We start from the raw sequence: 17,780 nt of genomic DNA, 5'->3' as shown, positions 1-17,780 counted from the left end.
TCAGCAAGGACGGGGAAGAGGTGACCATGATTGCGCTTCTCAAGGCCGTGGATCAGATCAACGCCAGCCTTAGCCGTTTCTCTTCCATCTTCATGGTACTCCTCGTGCTCACCCTGACCTATGAGGTGGGAATGCGCTACCTCTTCAAAAGCCCCACCCTCTGGAGCTACGACATGAGCTACATGCTCACAAGCCTTTTCCTGGTCCTCTCTATGGGGCATGTTTTGCAACGCAATGAACACGTACGGGTGGATTTGCTCTACCGCTTCCTGCCCCCGCGATGGGCTGCGGCCCTCGAGGCCTTCCTTTACCTGGTCCTCCTCTTCCCCTTCCTCTATGTGCTTCTTTCCCCTATGCCGGAGCATGTGCTCAACTCCTGGCGAACCGGCGAGCGCTACACCGCCGGAACCTGGCTTCCCCCCATCTATCCCTTTAAAACCTGGGTCATGGTGGGCATGCTCCTTCTGACCCTCCAGTCCCTTGCCCAGTTCCTTCGGGCCATAATCCTGGCCTTCCGGGGAGAACAAGCATGAGCCCTGCCCGAGAAAAATCCCTGGCCTTACCCCTTGGGCTGACTCTTGGCCTCGTAGTCCTGGTGTTGTTGGGCCCCGCCATCGCTTGGCTCCGAGGGCCCGACCTGTCCACAGAGGCCTTGGTAGGGCTTATGCTCCTTTCCGTGATTGGGGCCATAGTTCTTGGCTTTCCCATCGCCTTTGCCCTGGCGGGGGTGGCTACCCTCTACGGAACGGCTCTAATCGGGCCTTTTGTGGGCAACATCTTCATGCTGAGGCTATTCCAAGTACTCCAGGACTACATTCTCATCGCTATTCCGTTATTCGTGTTCATGGGAGTGGTGATCGAGCAAACGGGACTTGCCAGCCAACTGTACCGGACCGTCCTCGAGTGGGTGGGACACATACGAGGGGGCCTAGCCGTCGCCACGGTCCTTGCCGCCACCATCTTCGCCGCCGCCACCGGGGTGGTGGGCGCCTCGGTGGTGGCCATCGGTATCCTGGCCCTACCGCAGATGCTGAAATACGGCTATAGCAAACCCCTGACCACAGGGGTTATCTGCGCTGGGGGAGCCCTCGGCATTCTCATCCCTCCTAGCATCATGCTGGTGGTCTACGGCCCCACCGCCGGGGTCTCCATTGGAGCTTTGTTCCTGGCAGCCATACCTGCAGGCCTCCTCCTGTCTGCCCTATACGTGCTTTACGTTTCCCTCCTGTGCCATCTCCGCCCCGAGGAGGGACCGGCTTATAAGGGCGAGCCCATTCCCTGGAAGAAAAAGATAACGGATACCGCCGTCTCCATACTCCCCGTGGGCCTTCTGATCCTTGCCGTTCTAGGCTCTATCTTCTTCGGGCTCGCCGCCCCCACGGAGGCGGCAGCCCTTGGCGCCTTTGGATCCCTGCTTCTAGCTCTAGTTTACAAAAAACTCACCATGAGAAGCCTATTTGAAGCAGCCTACCGCGCGGTGCGAATCAGCGCCATGGTCTATATGGTCCTGATCGGAGCGGGGTTTTTGAGCGCCATCTTCGTGCGCCTTCGGGGAGGCGAGGCGGTAGCCGACATGGTGGCGGGCCTGGACCTCCCTTTGTGGGCCGTAATCCTTGTGATGATGGCCATCGTTTTCGTCCTGGGAATGTTCGTGGACTGGATTGGCATCGTCATGATCACCGTACCCCTGTTTATACCCATCGCCAAGACCCTAGGCCTAGATCTCCTCTGGTTCTCAATGCTCCTCATCGTCACCATGCAAACCTCGTTCCTAACGCCTCCTTTCGCCTATACCATCTTCTACCTAAAGGGCATCGCCCCCCCGGAGGTTACCACCTGGGATATCTACCGGGGCGTGGTCCCCTTTATTCTCCTCCAGCTTATCGGGGTTATCCTCATCGGCCTTTTCCCCCAGATCGTCCTCTGGTTACCCAAGGCCTTGGGGTTGTGGGGATAGCCGCCGGGGAGGTCCAAGATGGAACGGCTCCGGCTTAAGAGGGAAAACAGAAGCCAACTCCTGGCAAGGTTTCGCTGGCCTACCCCCCGCCGCTTCAACCTGGCCGCGGACACAGTGGACCGCTGGGCCAGGGCTAACCCCAGGGGCACCGCCTTGCTGGAACCCGGGGGACGGAAGGCCACCTATGCCCAGTTGAGCCTCCTCTCCGCGAAGTGGGCTATGGTCCTTAAGGCTTATGGGGTCGCTCCCGGGGACCGGGTGGCCATCCTACTCCCCCAGAGCCTAGAGGCCGCCTTGGCCTACCTGGCCACCTACCGGATCGGGGCCATCGCCCTCCCCCTTTCGGTCCTTTTTGGTAGCGAAGCCATCCGTTATCGGCTGGAGCACGGGATGGCCAAGGTGGTCTTGGCGGATATGGAGGTCCTGGAAGCGCTGGAGAATGCGATTCCCGAAGGCGTCAAGGTCGTCCCTAAGGAGGCCCTCTGGGCCATGGCCGAGAGGGTGACGCCGGACCCCAAGCCCCACCCCACCCGGCCCAATGACCCCGCCCTTCTGATCTACACCTCGGGCACCACGGGCAAGCCCAAAGGGGCTTTGCTACCCCATGGCACCTTGATCGGCCACTTACCCGGTTTCTATCTTTACTCCAACTTCCCTCGGCGTCCTGCCGTCTACTGGTCCCCAGCTGACTGGGCCTGGATGGGCGGCCTCATGGACGTTCTCTTCCCAGCCCTGTATTACGGCTTCATGGTGATCGCCTACAGGGCCAGGCGCTTTGACCCAGAGGAAGCCCTGTGGATCATGGAACGCTTTGGGGTCACCCACACCTTCCTCTTCCCTACGGCCCTGAAAATCTTGCGGAGCCTAGGCCCCCTCAAGAAAAAGCGGCTACGTCTGAAGAGCGTGCATTCCGGGGGTGAACCCCTTGGGGAGGAGCTCCAAACTTGGGCACAGGAGAACCTTGGGTTGCCTGTGAATGAGTTCTACGGCCAGACTGAAGCCAACCTATTGGTGGGCAACTCCTTCCTCATCTACCCCATCCGCCCCGGGTCCATGGGTTTGCCCTATCCTGGCCATGAGGTGGTGGTCTTACGGGAGGACGGAAGCCAAGCGGAACCCGGAGAGGTGGGGGAAATCGGGCTAAAAACCCCAGACCCCGTAGCCTTTCTCGGCTATTGGCAAAACCCTGAGGCCACCCAGGCGAAGTTCCTGGGCCCTTACCTTCTCACGGGAGACCTGGCCGCCAAGGACGAGGAGGGATACCTGTGGTTTAAGGGCCGCAAGGACGACCTCATCAAGTCGGCGGGGTACCGGATAAGCCCCTTTGAGGTGGAGGAGGTGCTCTTAACCCACCCAGCGGTGGCCATGGTGGGGGTCGTGGGGTTACCTGATCCAGAAAGGGGAGAAAGGGTGGCGGCCTTCGTAAAGTTACGCCCAGGCTACTCACCTAGGCCAGTCCTCGCTGAGGAGCTCAAGGCCCTGGTCAGAACCAGGTTGGGCCACCACGCCTACCCCCGGGAAGTTCGCTTTGTGGAGGAACTTCCCCTTACTCCCACGGGCAAGATTCAGCGCTTCCGTTTACGGGCCCTGGCCCAGGAGGAAAAAGATGGAGGGGTTTCGGGGTAAGAGGATTCTGATCACCGGTGCCGGAAGCGGCATCGGCCTAGCCATCGCCAGGACCTTCGCCCGGGAAGGGGCCTTGGTATTGGTACACGACCTAAAGGACGCCTCCGCCTTGGCGGAGGAGCTAGGCGGGATATTCCTTCAGGCAGATCTAGCCAACCCTCACGCGGTAGAGGAGCTAGGGAGGGAAGCCGCCCGCCATGGGGTGGACATCCTGGTCAACAACGCGGGCTTCCAGCACATTGACCCCGTGGAAGACTTCCCTTTGGAAATCTGGCAAAAGATGCTCCAGGTGATGCTCACCGCCCCCTTCCAGCTCATCAAGGCTTTGCTTCCGGGGATGAAGGCCAAGGGCTGGGGGCGGATCCTCAACATCGCCAGCGTCCACGGCCTGGTGGCAAGCCCCTACAAGTCCGCCTACATCTCCGCCAAGCACGGGCTTTTGGGCCTCACCAAGACCGTGGCCCTCGAGGCGGGTCCTTTTGGCATCACCGTGAACGCCATCGCCCCCGCTTACGTGCGCACCCCCTTGGTGGAGAACCAGATCGCCGACCAGGCCCGCACCCTGGCCATCCCCGAAAGCGAGGTGGTGGAAAAGGTCTTCCTGGCCCAGGCGGCCATCAAACGCCTCATTGAACCGGAAGAGATAGCCGAACTGGCCCTTTTCCTAGCCTCGGAAAAGGCCTCCGCTATCACCGGCGCCGTCTTCCCCATCGACTTGGGATGGACCGCCCGCTAGCCCCGCACCGCCCTTAAGGGAAGCCCCTTCTCCCTGGCCCAGGCCTCCCACTCCCAGGCGGCCTTCCCCTGGAAGAAGGCCTGTAGCCGCTGGTAACCCGGATTGCCCGGTTCCGCCGGGCTAAAGGCCAAGGGAAGGAGCTCAGGCAATCCCGCTGCCTCGCAAAACCGGGCCCAGAAATGGGGCTCCAAGGCTGCCAGGGCCACCTTTCCCTCCCGGGCAGGGTAGACCCCATAGCAGAGGGCGGAACCGTCCAAAAAGGGAATGGGGGGATAGGCCATGGCCTTGGCCGCCTCAGAAAGGGCCACCTCGTATACCCCGCCCCCTAGGAGGAGCCCCTTGAGCGCCGCCAAGGCCAGAGCGTAGGCACCGGCCAGGTCGGCAAACTGGAAGGACTGCCAGGGAAAGCGTCCCAGAAGCCCCGCCTCCGCCAGGTAAGTAAGGTCGTGGCCCGGGTCCGGGGAATCGGGGTAGCCCCGAAGCCGGACGTAGGCCAGGCGGGGATGGATCCCAAGGACCACCTCTGGCCCCAGGCCCAAGCCCTCCATAACCCCGGGGCGGTTGGACTCCAGGAGGATAACGGCCCCCGGCAGCAAAGAGAGAAATCTTTCCCGGCCTTCCTTACCCTTCAGGTCCAGGGTCACAACCTCTTTGTTTCCGTTAAGGAAGGCGTAGGTTCCCGGGGCCCAGTCCCTTAGGGGATCCCCTTGCGGGGGCTCTACCTTGAGGACGGGAAACCCCAAATCTGTAAGAAGCTTCCCCGCCAAGGGCCCGGGGAGAAGCCGGGTAAGGTCCAGAACCTTACCTGGGGGCCATGCGCAAGGCGCCATCCAGGCGGATCACCTCCCCGTTAAGCATGGGGTTTTCCAAGATGTGTAGGACCAAGGCCGCGTACTCCTCCGGACGTCCCAAGCGCCTGGGAAAAGGCACCTGCTCCGCCAAGGAAGCCTTGGCCTTTTCCGGAAGACCCTGGAGGAGGGGGGTGTCGAAGAGGCCAGGGGCCACCGTCACCACCCGGATCCCCCAGTCCGCCAGCTCCCGGGCCGCGGGGAGGGTCAGGCCCACCACACCCCCCTTGCTGGCCGCGTAGGCCACCTGGCCCACCTGGCCTTCAAAAGCGGCCACGCTGGCGGTGTTCACCACCACACCCCTCTGCCCCTGGGAATCGGGCGGGTTCTCCCGCATAGCCCAAGCCACCAAGCGCAGGACGTTAAACGTACCGATAAGGTTCACCTCCACCACCTTGCGGAAGGCTTCTAGATCGTGAGGGCCTTCGCGCCCCAATACCTTGCGGGCCAAACCGATTCCCGCCGCATTCACCACGGCGAAGAGGGGGGCCTGGGCGGCGGCGCATTCCACCGCTTGCCTAGCCTCTTCCTCCCGGGTTACATCCCCCTCCAGGTAGACAAGGCCCGGATCCTCCCCCCGCCTGAGGTCCAGCACCACCACCTTGTAGCCCCTATCCCTTAGGGCTAGGGCCGCCGCCCTTCCGAGACCCGAGGTCCCACCCGTCACCAAGGCGCTTCTTTCCACACCCACCCCCTAGATCCTCTGGATTACGGTAGCCGTGGCCTGCCCATGGCCGATGCACATCACCTGCAGGCCAAACTCCCCCCCGGTGCGCTCCAGCTCGTAAAGGAGCTTGGTCATAAGGATGGCCCCCGTGGCCCCTAAGGGATGGCCATGGGCGATGGCCCCGCCGTTGGGGTTCACCTTGTCAGGGTCAGGACCGAGCTCCCGCAAGAAGGCCAAGACCACGCTGGCAAAGGCCTCGTTGATCTCTATGACGTCCAGGTCCCTAGGGGAAAGTCCCGCTTTCTCCAGGGCCCTTTTTGTGGCGGGGATCACCTCCAGGAGCTGCAGGGTGGGATCCCCGGCCACCACCACCCGGGCCAGGAAACGGGCCCTTGGGCGAAGGCCCAGGGCCAAGGCCTTTTCCCGATCCCCTAGGAGAAGGGCAGCAGCCCCGTCAGAGATTTGGCTGGAGTTCCCGGCGGTTACCACCCCATCCTCTCGAAAGGCGGGTTTTAATGCCAGCATCTTCTCGTAGTCCACGTCAAAGCGGACCCCCTCGTCCCGGTCCAGGAGGAAGGGCCTTCCCTCCCCATCCACCCCCTCCAAGGGGAGGATCTGGGTCCGGAAGCGGCCCTCCTGGATGGCCCGGGCTGCCCGTTTGTGGGAAAGGTAGCCCCATTCGTCCAGTTCCTCCCGGCAAAGGCCATACTTCTTGGCGATGCGCTCGGCGCTCTCCCCCTGGTGGACGAGCTCGTAACGCTGGAAAAGGGCCGGGTTTAAGGTGTGGAAGCCTCCCCCAATGTCGGAGAACATAGGGGCCCGGGTCATGCTCTCTACCCCACCAGCGATGGCGAAGTCCAGGTCGCCAGCGGCGATGGCTTGGGCAGCAAAATGCACCGCCTGTTGGCCCGAACCGCACATGCGGTTTAGGGAGACCGCCGGAACCTCTTTGGGGAGGCGGGAAAGGAGAACGGCAAGCCGCCCTACGTTGGCCCCTTGCTCCCCTGCCTGGGTCACACAGCCCGTGACCACATCCCCGATGAGGCCGGGGTCGATCCCCGTCCGATCAAGAAGGCCATTCAAGACCTGGGCATAAAGGGCATCGGGCCGCCAATCCCTTAGGGCTCCATTCCTCTTACCGATGGGGGTGCGCACCGCCTCGAGGATCACCGGTTCTCCCATATCCGCCTCCTTGCCAGCTCCCGTAGGATGATGAGCCTCTGGATCTCGGAGGTTCCCTCGTAGATCTGGAGCACCTTGGCGTCACGGTACAGCTTGGCCAAGGGGTACTCCTCGCTGTAGCCGTTGCCGCCAAAGACCTGGAGGGCCTCGGACACCCCTCGCACCGCAGCGTCAGCGGCAAAGGACTTGGCCGTGGCCGCTTCTAAGGCGTTCTCCTCCCCCTCTTCCGCCCGCTCGGCGGCCTTTAGGGTAAGGAGGCGGGCGGCCTCCAAGTCCATGTACATCTCCGCCAGCTTAAATCCCACCCCCTCATGCTCCAAAAGGGGTTTGCCAAAGGCCTCCCGAATGGCGGCGTAGGCCAAGGCTTCCTCCAGGGCCCTGCGCAAAAGCCCCACCGCCAGGGCCGCCACCATGGGCCGGGAGCGGTTGAAGACCCGCATGGCCAGGGCAAACCCTTCCCGGGCTATCAGGCCCTCCTCGGGTACGAAAGCTCCATCCAGATACACCTCCGCCGCCGGGGAAGCCTTCTGCCCCAGCTTGGGCAAAGGGGGCCCCACCTCCACTCCCACCCCCCGCTCCACCAGGAAAGCGGCCATCCCCTCCCGGCCTTCCGCCACCTTGGCGAAGACCACGAAAAAGGCCGCCTCCGGGGCGTGGCTGATCCAGGTTTTACGCCCGTAAAGGCGGTACCCTCCCCCCACCTTTTCCGCCCGGGTGCCGATAGCGGCCACATCCGAGCCCGCATGCGGCTCGGTAAGGGCGTAGGAGGCCACCTCCTCCCGAAGCCGGGGAAGGAAGCCTCGGGCGTAGGGACTTCCCGAAAGGAGGAGGGCGTCCGCCACCAGGTTGTTGAGGAGCAAGGCCGCCGCTACCCCAGTGCAGGCATAGGCCAGCTCCTCCGCCACCAGGACCAAGGCCCTCGGCCCAAGCCCGGTCCCGCCCAACTCCTCTGGAACCAGCAACACCGGAAAGCCCAGCCTCGCCGCCTCCCGAAAAAGGGGCCAGGGGAAACGGGCCTCTTGGTCCCAGGACCTGGCCTGGGGCAGGATGCGCTCCCGGGCAAAGCGCCGGGCCAGTTCCCGTATGGATCTCTCCAGGTCCAAGGGAACCTCCAGGAAAAGTTTACCCGGTCCAAAACCCCGCTACAAGGGACCCTTATCGCCCTTTTTGCGGTACATAAGCCCATCGGCCGCCTCGAGGACCTGCAAAAGCTCCCGCCCCCCCGCCGGGCTAAAGCCCACGGAAACCGAAGGGAACCGGGCGTGAACCCGGGCCTCCAAGGAGGCACCATCCCTTAGGCCCAGGTGCAGGCCCACAAACTCGTCCCCACCTACCCGGTACAGGGCATCCCCGGCCTGGTGCCCCTCCCGGTCGTTTACGGCCTTGAGGTTATCCAGGTCCCAAAGGGAAAGCACCAGGGAAAGCCCTTCCCGGGCCGCCAGGGCTTGGAGCCTGGAGAAGTCACGCTCCAAGGAACGCCGGTTGGCCAGGCCCGTAAAGGAATCGGTGAGGGCCTCATTCTGGATGAGGCTTTGCAGGGCCTGAAGGCGCTGGATCATGGCCGCCACGCTCAAACCCCCTATGCCCGCCAAAAGCCCCCCCGCGGCCACCAGGAAGCGGGTTTCCTCCTGGGGCCAAGGGGCTAGGAGCACATAGGCCAGGCCCAATCCAAGCCCGGGCCAGCCGGCAAAGGCGGCAAAGGCATAGGCCCCCACGGTGTAGAAGGCCATCACCCCAAGGCGCCAGTCCTCCCCGGAAAGCCCCTGCACCACCCTCTCCGGCGGCGCCACCAGGCTCATGAGGGAGGTCAATAAGGCCACCCCCAGGTGCAGGGCCACCGCCAGGCGGTCCTTACAGGTAAGCTTACCCAAGGTATAGGCGAAAACAAGGCTCCCCCAGTAGAGCGCCGTGGCCCAGTACATCACCCGGTCCCCGTAGAGGGCCACCACGGGGATCCATGCCGCAGGAACCAGGGCCAGACGCCAGTAGAGGCGAACCAACCCCGGCCAGATCTCGGGAGACATGCCGCATTCTAACCACCCCCCTAAACCGCAGGTAAAGCCAGCTTGACTTTGCCCCTCCTACCCTGGACGATGGGAAGGATGGATGGCAGGCGCATCCGCAACTTCTCCATCATCGCCCACGTGGACCACGGGAAGTCCACCTTGGCGGACCGCATCCTGCAGCTGACCCATGCGGTGAGCGAACGGGAGATGCGGGAGCAGTTTTTGGACTCCCTGGAACTGGAACGGGAGAGGGGCATCACCATCAAGGCCAGCGCCGTGCGGGTGGAGTACCGGGCCAAGGACGGGGAAACCTACATCTTCAACCTGATCGACACCCCCGGCCACGTGGACTTCACCTACGAGGTCTCCCGGGCCTTGGCGGCGGTGGAAGGGGTTCTTTTGGTGGTGGATGCCAGCCAGGGGGTGGAGGCCGAGACCTTGGCCAAGTTTTACATGGCCCTGGAGCACGGCCACGTGATGATCCCCGTCATCAACAAGATTGACCTTCCCAACGCCAGGCCCCTGGAGGTGGCCCTGGAGGTGGAGGAGGTCTTGGGCCTTCCCGCCGACGAGGCCATCTTCGCCTCGGGCAAGACGGGGGAAGGGGTGGAGGAGATCCTCGAGGCCATCGTGAAGCGCATCCCTCCCCCCAAGGGGGATCCCGAGGCCCCCTTGAAGGCCCTTATCTTTGACTCCCTTTACGACGCCTACCAAGGGGTGATCCCCTACCTCCGCCTCTTTGAGGGCCGGGTGCGCCCGGGGGACCGGATCCGCATCTACTCCACCGGCAAGGAGTTCACCGTGGATAAGGTGGGGATCTTCACCCCCCAAGGGCTCATCCCCGTGGAGGAGCTCACCGCCGGGGAGGTGGGTTGGCTTGTCGCCGCCATCCGGGATATCCACGACGTCCAGGTGGGGGATACCATCACCCACGCCCATAGGCCCACGGACGCCCCTTACCCGGGCTTCCGCCCCGCCAAACCCGTGGTCTTCGCGGGACTCTACCCCGTGGATTCTGGGGACTATAACAAGCTACGGGACGCCCTGGAAAAGCTGAAGCTAAATGACGCCGCCCTTTCCTTTGAGCCGGAGACCTCCACCGCCTTGGGCTTTGGCTTCCGCTGTGGATTCCTGGGGCTTCTCCATGCGGAGATCGTGCAGGAGAGGTTGGAGCGGGAGTTCGGCCTGGAGCTGATCGCCACCGCCCCCAGCGTGGTCTACAAGGTGCGCCTGAAGGACGGGGAGGAGATGGAGGTGCTAAACCCCGCCGACCTCCCCGACCCCACGAAGATAGAGGAGATCCTCGAGCCCTACGTGAAGCTCACCGTCTTTACCCCCGAGGAGTACGTGGGAGCCATCATGCAGCTGGTGCAGGAAAAGCGGGGACGCCTGGTGAACATGACCTATCTTCCCGGAGAAACCAAGCGGGTGGAACTGGTCTACCAGGTGCCCTTTGCCGAGATCCTCTACGACTTCCACGACCGCCTGAAGAGCCTTTCCCGGGGCTATGCTTCCATGGATTACGAGCAGATCGGCTACCAACCGGGGGACCTGGTCAAGGTCAACGTGCTGGTGCACGGGGAACCCGTGGATGCCCTCACCTTTATCGCCCACCGGGACAAGGCCTACGCCCTGGCCCGGGCCATGGTGGACAAGCTGGCGGAGGTCATCCCCCGTCAGCTCTTTGAGGTGCCCATCCAGGCGGCCATTGGGGGGAAGATCATCGCCCGGGCCACGGTGAAAGCCCTGAGGAAGGACGTGCTGGCCAAATGCTACGGTGGGGACGTAACCCGGAAGAAGAAGCTCTTGGAAAAACAAAAGGAAGGGAAGAAGCGGCTCAAGGCCATCGGCAAGGTGGAGGTTCCCCAGGAGGCCTTCCTGGCGGTGCTTTCGGCGGGGAGGAATGAGCCTTAGGGCAAGGCTGGCCCTGGTCATCGCCTTTCTAGCCTTTCTGCCCAACCTGGTCCTAGCCCTCACCCTGGGCCTCATGGGGAATGGTCCATGGCTCCCCTTGGTGCTCTGGCTTCTCCTCATCGCCCTGGTTTCCGGAGCCGTGGGGTATCTCCTGGCCCGGAGCCTGCTCCGGCCCCTGGAGGAGCTCACCCGCACCCTGGCCTACCTCTCCCTGAAGGAGGGCCCGGTAAGCGAGCTGAGGCTTCCTGCTCCCAAGGAACCTCCGCCCAGGGAGATCGCCCTCCTCCGCACCCGCTTCGGAGAGCTTCTTCAACGCCTGCAACGCCTGATGGAGGCCAGGGAGGCCTTTTACGGGGCCCTGGCCCATGACCTTAAGACCCCCCTTCTCTCCGCCATCCGCGCCCTGGAGTACCTGGAAAGGGCCGACCACCTGGGCCGCGAAAAGCGGGTGGAGCTCCTTTTAGCCCTGAGGCGAGAGTTGACCCAGGCCCACCTCCTGGTGGAAAACCTCCTGGCCCTCTCCCGCCTCGAGGCCCGGACCCCCCAGCGGGAAACCCTAAACCTCAGGGCCTTGGCCGAGGATCTCCTGTTGCGGTACGGGGAAGAGGCCAAGAGGCGGGGAATCGCCTTGAGGGTGGAGGGGGCGGGCGTGGCCCGGGGGGAGAGGCTCCTTGTGGAACGGGCCCTGGCCAACCTCCTGGGCAATGCCCTGCGCCACGCCAAGACCCAGGTGCGCATCTGGGTGGAAGAGGGCGCCATACAGGTGGAGGACGACGGGAAAGGGCTTCCCCTGCCCCTCGAGGCCCTGGCCCAGCCCTTCCGCCAAGGGCAGGGCCTACGGGGAAGCTCAGGGCTCGGCCTCTACACCGCCAAGCGGGTGGCCGAGGCCCACGGGGGGAGGCTCTTAGCCTGCAAAAGCCCCTTGGGCGGAGCGTGTTTGCGCTTGGAACTCCCCTCCGCCAGGGAGCTTTAGTCCATCACCGGAGGAATCTGCCGCACCCAGAGGATGTAGGAAAGGTGCTCCAGGTACCTCAGGGGAACCTCGGAAAGGGGCCGGTCCACCTCCAGGCTCATCATGGCCTCCCCACCCCGCTTCTTGCGGCTTACCGTGAGGTAGGCAATGTTGACCTCGTCATCGGCCAGGATCCGGGCCACCCGGGCCACCACGCCCGGGGTATCCACGTTGCGGATGACCAAGGTGGGAGCGGCCCCAGTGATACGCACCTCAAAGCCATCCAGGTCAAAGATGCGCACCAACCCCCCTCCCAGGGAGCTACCCGTAACGGTGATGCGCTCCTTCTCCCCCTCCAGGACCATGCGCACGGTGTTGGGGTGCACATCCCCTAGCTCCACCGTCTTGAAGACCACTTCCACCCCTTCCCCTTCCGCCAGGCGCAGGCTTTCCTTAAGCCTTTCGTCGTCGGGCTTGAAGCCCAAAATCCCTGCCACCAAGGCCAGGTGGGTACCGTGGCCCTTTCCCGTTTTGGCAAAGGAACCGTGCAGGCCAAACTCCACCCGCCTGGGCCTTTCCCCCAAGAGATGCCGGGCCAAAAGGGCCAGGCGGCAGGCCCCGGCGGTGTGGCTGGAGGAAGGCCCCACCATCACCGGGCCGATCATGTCTAAAAGACCCATGCTTGTAGAATAACCCCATGCGCACGTTCCTGACCCGGGCCATCGGCCTCCTCTTGGCCGTGGGACTCCCGGTTCTGGGCCAAAGCCTCGTGGCCCCGAAAGAAGTCCAGGTGGGCAAGCCCGTGGTCCTGGAGGGTAGGGACCTGCCCGAGGGGCGCTTCCCCCTGGTGCTGGAGGGACCAGAAGGGCAGCAGACCCTGGAGGTGGAGGTCCAGAAGGGAAGGTTCCAGCTGGAGCTAAGCCCCAAGGCCCCCGGGGAATACCGCGTCCGACTTTCCCTTCCCGCCGGTGCCTTGGAAGCCCGCTTCGCCGCCCTTGCCCCCACCACCCCCGAGCTGACGCAGGAAGGCCTTAAGCTCCCCTGGGGCCTCCTAGCCCTGCCCCCGGGGGACTGGTTGGGCCCTTTGGTCCAGGGGGATAAGGTGTTCGTGGCCCAGGGGCTTTTGGTGGTGGAAACCAGCCTCAAGGGGGAAACCCTGTCCTTCCACTTCGCCCCGGCCCGCATCCTGGCCCTCCGCCCAGGCCCCGAGGTCCTCCTACAGGGAGACTGGGTCCTGCCCATCCCCTTCCCGCGGCTGCCCTTTGAGGGCCATGGGGAGGACCTACAAACCCTAGGCTCCCTCCTCCAGGCCCTCAACCCGCCTAAGCCTTGGCCTTACTTCGCCTACTGGACCCAAGACCCCGCCACCCTCACCCCGGAGGACCTGGAGGCCTACGGCCAGGACCTCCTGGCCCGGGGCCACAGGCCGGAACTCCTCTTCGGCCAGGCGGAAGTGGCCCGCATGGCCGAGACCTCCCGCTCTTTACGGCAGAAGGATCCCGAAAAGGCCCTTCTCCTGGCCCAGACCCTTCTCCGCTACACTCCCCTTTTCCCCGGCTCGTTGGCCTTTTTTAGGGAAACGGCCCTGTACCTCGAGGCCCAGGGGTACCCTGCCCAGGCCTTGCGCTTCCGCGAAGCAGAGAAACTCCTAAGAGCCTGGCTTCCCCCGCAGCTTACCCTGCTTCCCCCTGCCCTTTGGACCCTGGGCCTGGCATACCTGGCCCTCATGCTCTACCTCTTCCTCTTCTACCTACCTGCCCAGTTAAAGGACCTGAAGCCCCTTGGCGGCTACCTGGGCGGGTTCTGGAAGCACCCACTCCTACGCTTCAGGCACCTCCACCTGGCCTACGCCAGCCTGGGGGAACGGGTGCTGGCCCTGGCCCTCTTCCTAGCCCTTGGCCTGGGCTTCCTCCTGCAGGGACTGGACGCCCGGGTGCGGGGGGAGCTTTTCGCCCCCCCCTTGGACCAGGGGACCCTCCGCACCCAAAAAGCCCAGGACTGGCTGCGCACCCTGCCCCCCACCCCTGAGGCCAAGGCCCTTCTGGGCTACGCCCTTCTGGCGGAGACCCCCAAGGAGGCCCTGGGCCTCCTGAAGGAAGCCTCCTTGCCCTTCGCCTTGGCCCTCAGGGGGGACGAGGCCTCCTTGGCCCAAGCCTTCCGCCAGGCTCCCCTCGAGGGCCCCATCCGCACCGCCTTGCACCTGGGCCAGGACCCCTGGGGAGCCAGGGAACCAGGCCCCACCTTCCGGACCCTTTACCTGGCCCTCCTCCAGGTGGAGCTTAGGCGCCTGCAAGAGGATCCGCTCCGGGGGTTTTTGCGCCTGGGCATCCCCCTTCCCGAAAGGACGAAGCCCTGGATCTTCGCTGGCTTTGGCCTCCTCCTCCTCTACCACCTCCTCACCTTCCTGCTGCCCCGGCGCAGGGCCCCGGTCCCCCCCTCCTGGGCCCTGGGGGTGCGCCTTCTGGTGCCGGGGAGTCTGGGGTTCTCCTCCGGGCTGGGCCTTGTCCTCCTCCTCCTGGCCGCCTACGGGCTTTTTGCCGTGCTGGAGGGCCAGACACCCACCTTCCTGATCCTGGCCTATGGGCTCCACCTCCTGGCGCTGGTCCTTAGCCTAAGGAGGCCCGCATGATCCTTCCCCCCATCCCCACCCCCTTTGACCGGGAGGGCCGCCTGGATGCGGAGGCCTTTCGCCAACTGGCGGAAGCCCTAGAACCCTTGGTGGACGGGTTCCTCATCTACGGCTCCAACGGGGAAGGCGTCCACCTGACCCCGGAGGAAAGGGCCAGGGGGCTTCGGGCCCTAAAGCCCCGGAAACCCTTCCTGGTGGGCCTCATGGAGGAAACCCTACCCCAGGCGGAGCGGGCCCTCCTCGAGGCCCAGGAAGCGGGGGCCATGGCCCTCTTAGCCACCCCACCCCGGTACTACCACGCCAGCCTGGGCCAGGGGCTGGTGGCCTACTACCAGGCCCTGGCGGAGAGGATGCCCGTGTTCCTTTACCACGTGCCCCAGAACACCAAGGTGGACCTCCCCCTTGCCGCAGTGGAGAGCCTGGCCCAGCACCCCCGGATCCTTGGGATCAAGGACTCCAGCGGGGACCTCTCCCGTCTGGCCTTTTACCAGGCCCATCTGAGGGATTTCCGGGTCTTCACCGGCCACGCCCCCACCTTCCTGGGGGCTTTGGCCCTGGGAGCCGAAGGGGGCATCCTGGCCGCGGCCAACCTGGCCCCTAGGGCCTACCGGGCCCTCGTGGAAGCCTTCCGCAGCGGACAGTTGGCGAAGGCCCAGGCCCTGCAAAAAGGGCTCTTCCCCTTAGGGAACCTCCTCTCCCAGGGAGGGGTACCCCTCCTCAAGCAGGCCCTACGCCACCTGGGCCTGCCTGCAGGGTACCCCAGGCCCCCCTATCCCACGGAAAGCCCCCTTTGGCCCAGATTCCTTCCGGTTCTGGATAGGCTAAAGGAAGAGGGGTGGATCCTATGAGAAAGGCTTCCCTGCTAGTCCTGGCGCTAAGCTTTCTGGCTGCTTGCGCACCCCAAGCCCTTACCCCGGAAGCCCGTTTCCTAGGAGCCGAGATCCGGGGTTTTGAGCTTAGCCCGGAACCCGCCCTCCTCCTGGGGGTAAGGGTGGAGTTCCAAAACCCCAATCCCTTCCCCCTGCCCCTTGCCACCTTCGGCACCCGGCTCCGGGTGGGGGAGGTGACGGTGCCCCTGGACCTCAGCCTACCCCCTGGAAGGAAAGAGGAGGTCCTCCCCGTTCGGCTTACCCCCAAGGGGGCCTTGTCCACGGCCCAGGCCCTCCTTTCCCGGGAGGGGGTGGAGGTGGCCCTGGAGGGCCGCACCCTAGGCCAAACCCTCACCTTCTTCCGCACCCGGCTGGCCTTTCCCTTGGAACCCCTTAGGGTGCGCCGGGCAGGGGTGAACTTCTTCTTGGAAAACCCCAATCCCCTTCCCCTCAAGGTGGAAGGGAATCTGGTCCTCCTGGGGCAAAGCTTCCGGGTCCAGGTAGACCTGCCAGCGAAAGGGGAAGGGAGGCTCCAGGTGGTGGGCTTCAGGCCGGGTCTGGAAAGGGGCGCGGGAAGACTGGAGCTTACCCTCGAGGTCCCAGGTTTCTTCCGCCAGCAGCTGGTCCTGCCCCTTTAGAACTTGAAGCCCAAGGGCAGAAGCTCCCCCAGGGTCTTCACCACATAGCCCTCGGGCCCGTGCATCACCACCTCGGTCCCGGGGGTACCAAACTCCAAGAGCACCTGGCGGCACCCCCCGCACGGGGGGATGGGCCCTTTGGGGCTATAGATGTGCACCCGGTCTATGCGCCTTTTCCCCGCCAGGACCATGGCGGCCACCGCATTCCTTTCCGCACACTGGGAGAGGGGGAAGGAGGCGTTTTCCACGTTGACCCCAAGAAAGCTCTCCCCTTCCGCCTCCACCAAGGCCACCACGGGAAAGCGGGAGTAGGGAGCGTAGGCCCTTTCCAGGTGGGCCACGAGAACCTGCCTAACCCTCTCCATGCTCCACCAGCCTTTCCACCCGTACCCGTTCTATGCGGCGCTGGTCGGCGCTCTCCACCACGAAGCGGAACCCCTGCCACTCCACGCTCTCCCCCACGCTGGGGATGCGGCCAAACTGCTCGTAGAGGAAGCCGGAAAGGGTGTCGTACTCCCCTTCGGGAAGCTCCACCCCCAGGGCCTCGGAAACCTCGTCCACGGGGGTTTGGGCCTGGATGGAAAGGGAGCCGTCGGGAAGGCGGCGGATGGCCGCATCCTCCGGCTCGTCGGTTTCGTCGTAGATCTCCCCCACGATCTCCTCCATCACGTCCTCCATGGTGACCAGGCCTGCCGTACCCCCGAACTCGTCCACCACGATGGCCATGTGCACCTTGCGCCGGCGAAGCTCCCGGAGAAGCGTCCAGGCATCCATGTTCTCGGGAACGAAATAGGGAGGGTGGGCAATGGAGGCCACGGTACGCCCCCTAAGGTCCTCCTCACAGTAGTAGTCCAGGAGGTCCTTGGCGTAGGCCACCCCCACGATGTGGTCCACGCTTTCCTTATAGACGGGGACCCGGCTGTAGCGGTGCTCGCGGAAGAGATGGAGGAACTCCTCCAGGCTGGCCTCGGCCTCAATGGCCACCATCTCCACCCGGGGAGTCATGATCTCCCGCACCGGGGTTTCCTCCAGCTCCAGGATGGAGTGGATCATCTCCTCCTCCTGGGCCTCAATGGTTCCCGATTCCTCCGCCCCCGCCAGGATGAGCTTAAGCTCGTGCTCGGAAACCAAAGGCGTATCCCGGGGCTCGAGGCCCAACACCCTGAGGACAAAACCCGAAACCAGGCTGAAGAACCGGCCCACCGGGTAGAGGAGGATGGAGAAGAAATAGATGGGCCAGGCGGCCACCCGGGCCAAGGGCACGGCATGGTGGACGGCGATGGACTTGGGGGTGATCTCCCCAAAGAACAGGATGAGGAAGGTCATGGCCCCGGTGGCCACCCCCACCCCCAGGGAACCGAAGGCCCGGGTGGCCAGGTCCGTCACCAAGGCGGTGGCGGCGATGTTCACCAGGTTGTTGCCCACCAAAATGGTGGTGAGGAAACGGGTGATGTCCTGGGAAAGGAGCCGGAAAGGCCCCCCCTGGGTTTCCGCAAGCTCCCTTACCTTCCAGGGGTAAAGGGTGGTGAAGGCGGTTTCGCTGGCGGAGAAGAAGGCGGAAAGGCCCAGGAGAAGGACCAAAAGAAAAAGGTCCCCAGGGTTTGGGGCTTGGGATTGGGCCAGGGCTAGGGAACCGAAGGGCAGGAAGAAGAGCCACCGACTGGGAGGTCTGTCCATATCACCTTCCGCCATTGTACACCATGGGAAAGTGTGGGGCAGGCCCAGGTTTTTATTGATCTCCGTGTATAGTTGAAAG

The 17,780-nt window shown here is 64.1% G+C and carries 17 protein-coding genes; 9 read left to right on the top strand and 8 right to left on the bottom strand.

What is annotated here, in order from left to right:
* The first annotated feature begins 26 nt into the window (after positions 1-26).
* The 4 genes from L0D16_RS00760 to L0D16_RS00745 are packed head-to-tail and all read left to right on the top strand — an operon-like array spanning position 27 to position 4,319.
* On the top strand, positions 27-533 hold the full coding sequence (locus L0D16_RS00760; protein ID WP_243029432.1) for a TRAP transporter small permease subunit: 507 nt from the start codon (positions 27-29) through the stop codon (positions 531-533).
* On the top strand, positions 530-1,957 hold the full coding sequence (locus tag L0D16_RS00755) for a TRAP transporter large permease (RefSeq protein WP_243029431.1): 1,428 nt from the start codon (positions 530-532) through the stop codon (positions 1,955-1,957). Before L0D16_RS00760 ends, L0D16_RS00755 begins: the two co-directional genes overlap by 4 nt.
* 18 nt (positions 1,958-1,975) lie before the next feature.
* Positions 1,976-3,583 (top strand): AMP-binding protein, encoded by a 1,608-nt coding sequence (locus L0D16_RS00750; RefSeq protein WP_243029430.1) that lies wholly within the window; start codon positions 1,976-1,978, stop codon positions 3,581-3,583.
* Positions 3,564-4,319 carry a 3-hydroxybutyrate dehydrogenase gene (locus L0D16_RS00745; RefSeq protein ID WP_243029429.1) on the top strand — a complete coding sequence of 252 codons (756 nt, stop codon included), beginning with the start codon at positions 3,564-3,566 and terminating at the stop codon, positions 4,317-4,319. Before L0D16_RS00750 ends, L0D16_RS00745 begins: the two co-directional genes overlap by 20 nt.
* On the opposite strand, the gene L0D16_RS00740 is transcribed toward L0D16_RS00745, so the two are convergent.
* Genes L0D16_RS00740 through L0D16_RS00720 form a run of 5 tightly spaced genes read right to left on the bottom strand, consistent with a single transcriptional unit; the run spans position 4,316 to position 9,040 of the window.
* Entirely contained in the window at positions 4,316-5,149 is an 834-nt protein-coding gene (locus L0D16_RS00740) for a CoA transferase (RefSeq protein ID WP_243029428.1), read from the bottom strand. The genes L0D16_RS00745 and L0D16_RS00740 overlap by 4 nt on opposite strands.
* Positions 5,121-5,852, bottom strand: a complete 732-nt coding sequence (locus L0D16_RS00735) for a 3-hydroxyacyl-CoA dehydrogenase (RefSeq protein ID WP_243029427.1) — start codon at positions 5,850-5,852, stop codon at positions 5,121-5,123. The genes L0D16_RS00740 and L0D16_RS00735 overlap by 29 nt, the downstream gene beginning before the upstream one ends.
* A gap of 9 nt (positions 5,853-5,861) precedes the next feature.
* Positions 5,862-7,016: a thiolase family protein gene (locus tag L0D16_RS00730; RefSeq protein WP_243029426.1), complete on the bottom strand. Its 1,155-nt coding sequence runs from the start codon at positions 7,014-7,016 to the stop codon at positions 5,862-5,864.
* On the bottom strand, positions 7,001-8,119 hold the full coding sequence (locus L0D16_RS00725) for an acyl-CoA dehydrogenase family protein (RefSeq protein ID WP_243029425.1): 1,119 nt from the start codon (positions 8,117-8,119) through the stop codon (positions 7,001-7,003). The genes L0D16_RS00730 and L0D16_RS00725 overlap by 16 nt, the downstream gene beginning before the upstream one ends.
* 39 nt (positions 8,120-8,158) lie before the next feature.
* Positions 8,159-9,040 (bottom strand): GGDEF domain-containing protein, encoded by an 882-nt coding sequence (locus tag L0D16_RS00720; RefSeq protein ID WP_243029424.1) that lies wholly within the window; start codon positions 9,038-9,040, stop codon positions 8,159-8,161.
* A gap of 69 nt (positions 9,041-9,109) precedes the next feature.
* Here L0D16_RS00720 and lepA point away from each other — a divergent pair, with 69 nt between their 5' ends.
* On the top strand, positions 9,110-10,936 hold the full coding sequence (lepA, locus tag L0D16_RS00715; protein WP_243029423.1) for a translation elongation factor 4: 1,827 nt from the start codon (positions 9,110-9,112) through the stop codon (positions 10,934-10,936).
* Positions 10,926-11,909: a sensor histidine kinase gene (locus tag L0D16_RS00710; RefSeq protein WP_243029422.1), complete on the top strand. Its 984-nt coding sequence runs from the start codon at positions 10,926-10,928 to the stop codon at positions 11,907-11,909. Before lepA ends, L0D16_RS00710 begins: the two co-directional genes overlap by 11 nt.
* Here the strand turns inward: L0D16_RS00710 and sdaAB are convergent.
* A complete protein-coding gene (sdaAB, locus tag L0D16_RS00705; RefSeq protein WP_243029421.1) occupies positions 11,906-12,568 on the bottom strand; it encodes an L-serine ammonia-lyase, iron-sulfur-dependent subunit beta in 663 nt (220 codons plus the stop codon). The two genes, L0D16_RS00710 and sdaAB, sit on opposite strands and share 4 nt — an antisense overlap.
* Before the next feature lie 17 nt (positions 12,569-12,585).
* Between sdaAB and L0D16_RS00700 the strand changes: the two genes are divergently transcribed.
* From L0D16_RS00700 to L0D16_RS00690, 3 genes are read left to right on the top strand one after another with little or no spacing between them, the layout of a single operon-like run.
* Positions 12,586-14,517: a hypothetical protein gene (locus L0D16_RS00700; RefSeq protein ID WP_243029420.1), complete on the top strand. Its 1,932-nt coding sequence runs from the start codon at positions 12,586-12,588 to the stop codon at positions 14,515-14,517.
* Positions 14,514-15,365, top strand: a complete 852-nt coding sequence (locus L0D16_RS00695) for a dihydrodipicolinate synthase family protein (protein ID WP_243029419.1) — start codon at positions 14,514-14,516, stop codon at positions 15,363-15,365. Before L0D16_RS00700 ends, L0D16_RS00695 begins: the two co-directional genes overlap by 4 nt.
* Entirely contained in the window at positions 15,362-16,024 is a 663-nt protein-coding gene (locus L0D16_RS00690) for an LEA/WHy family protein (protein WP_243029418.1), read from the top strand. Before L0D16_RS00695 ends, L0D16_RS00690 begins: the two co-directional genes overlap by 4 nt.
* Here the strand turns inward: L0D16_RS00690 and cdd are convergent.
* The gene (gene cdd / locus L0D16_RS00685) at positions 16,021-16,389 is read right to left on the bottom strand and encodes a cytidine deaminase (protein WP_243029417.1); all 369 of its coding nucleotides are present in this window, start codon (positions 16,387-16,389) and stop codon (positions 16,021-16,023) included. The two genes, L0D16_RS00690 and cdd, sit on opposite strands and share 4 nt — an antisense overlap.
* Positions 16,376-17,701 carry a hemolysin family protein gene (locus L0D16_RS00680; RefSeq protein ID WP_243029416.1) on the bottom strand — a complete coding sequence of 442 codons (1,326 nt, stop codon included), beginning with the start codon at positions 17,699-17,701 and terminating at the stop codon, positions 16,376-16,378. Before L0D16_RS00680 ends, cdd begins: the two co-directional genes overlap by 14 nt.
* Between the last annotated feature and the right edge of the window lie 79 nt (positions 17,702-17,780).

The sequence above is a fragment of the Thermus altitudinis genome (assembly GCF_022760835.1).
In the GTDB taxonomy this organism is placed as follows: domain Bacteria; phylum Deinococcota; class Deinococci; order Deinococcales; family Thermaceae; genus Thermus; species Thermus altitudinis.
This window is presented reverse-complemented; position numbering and strand designations above follow the sequence as displayed.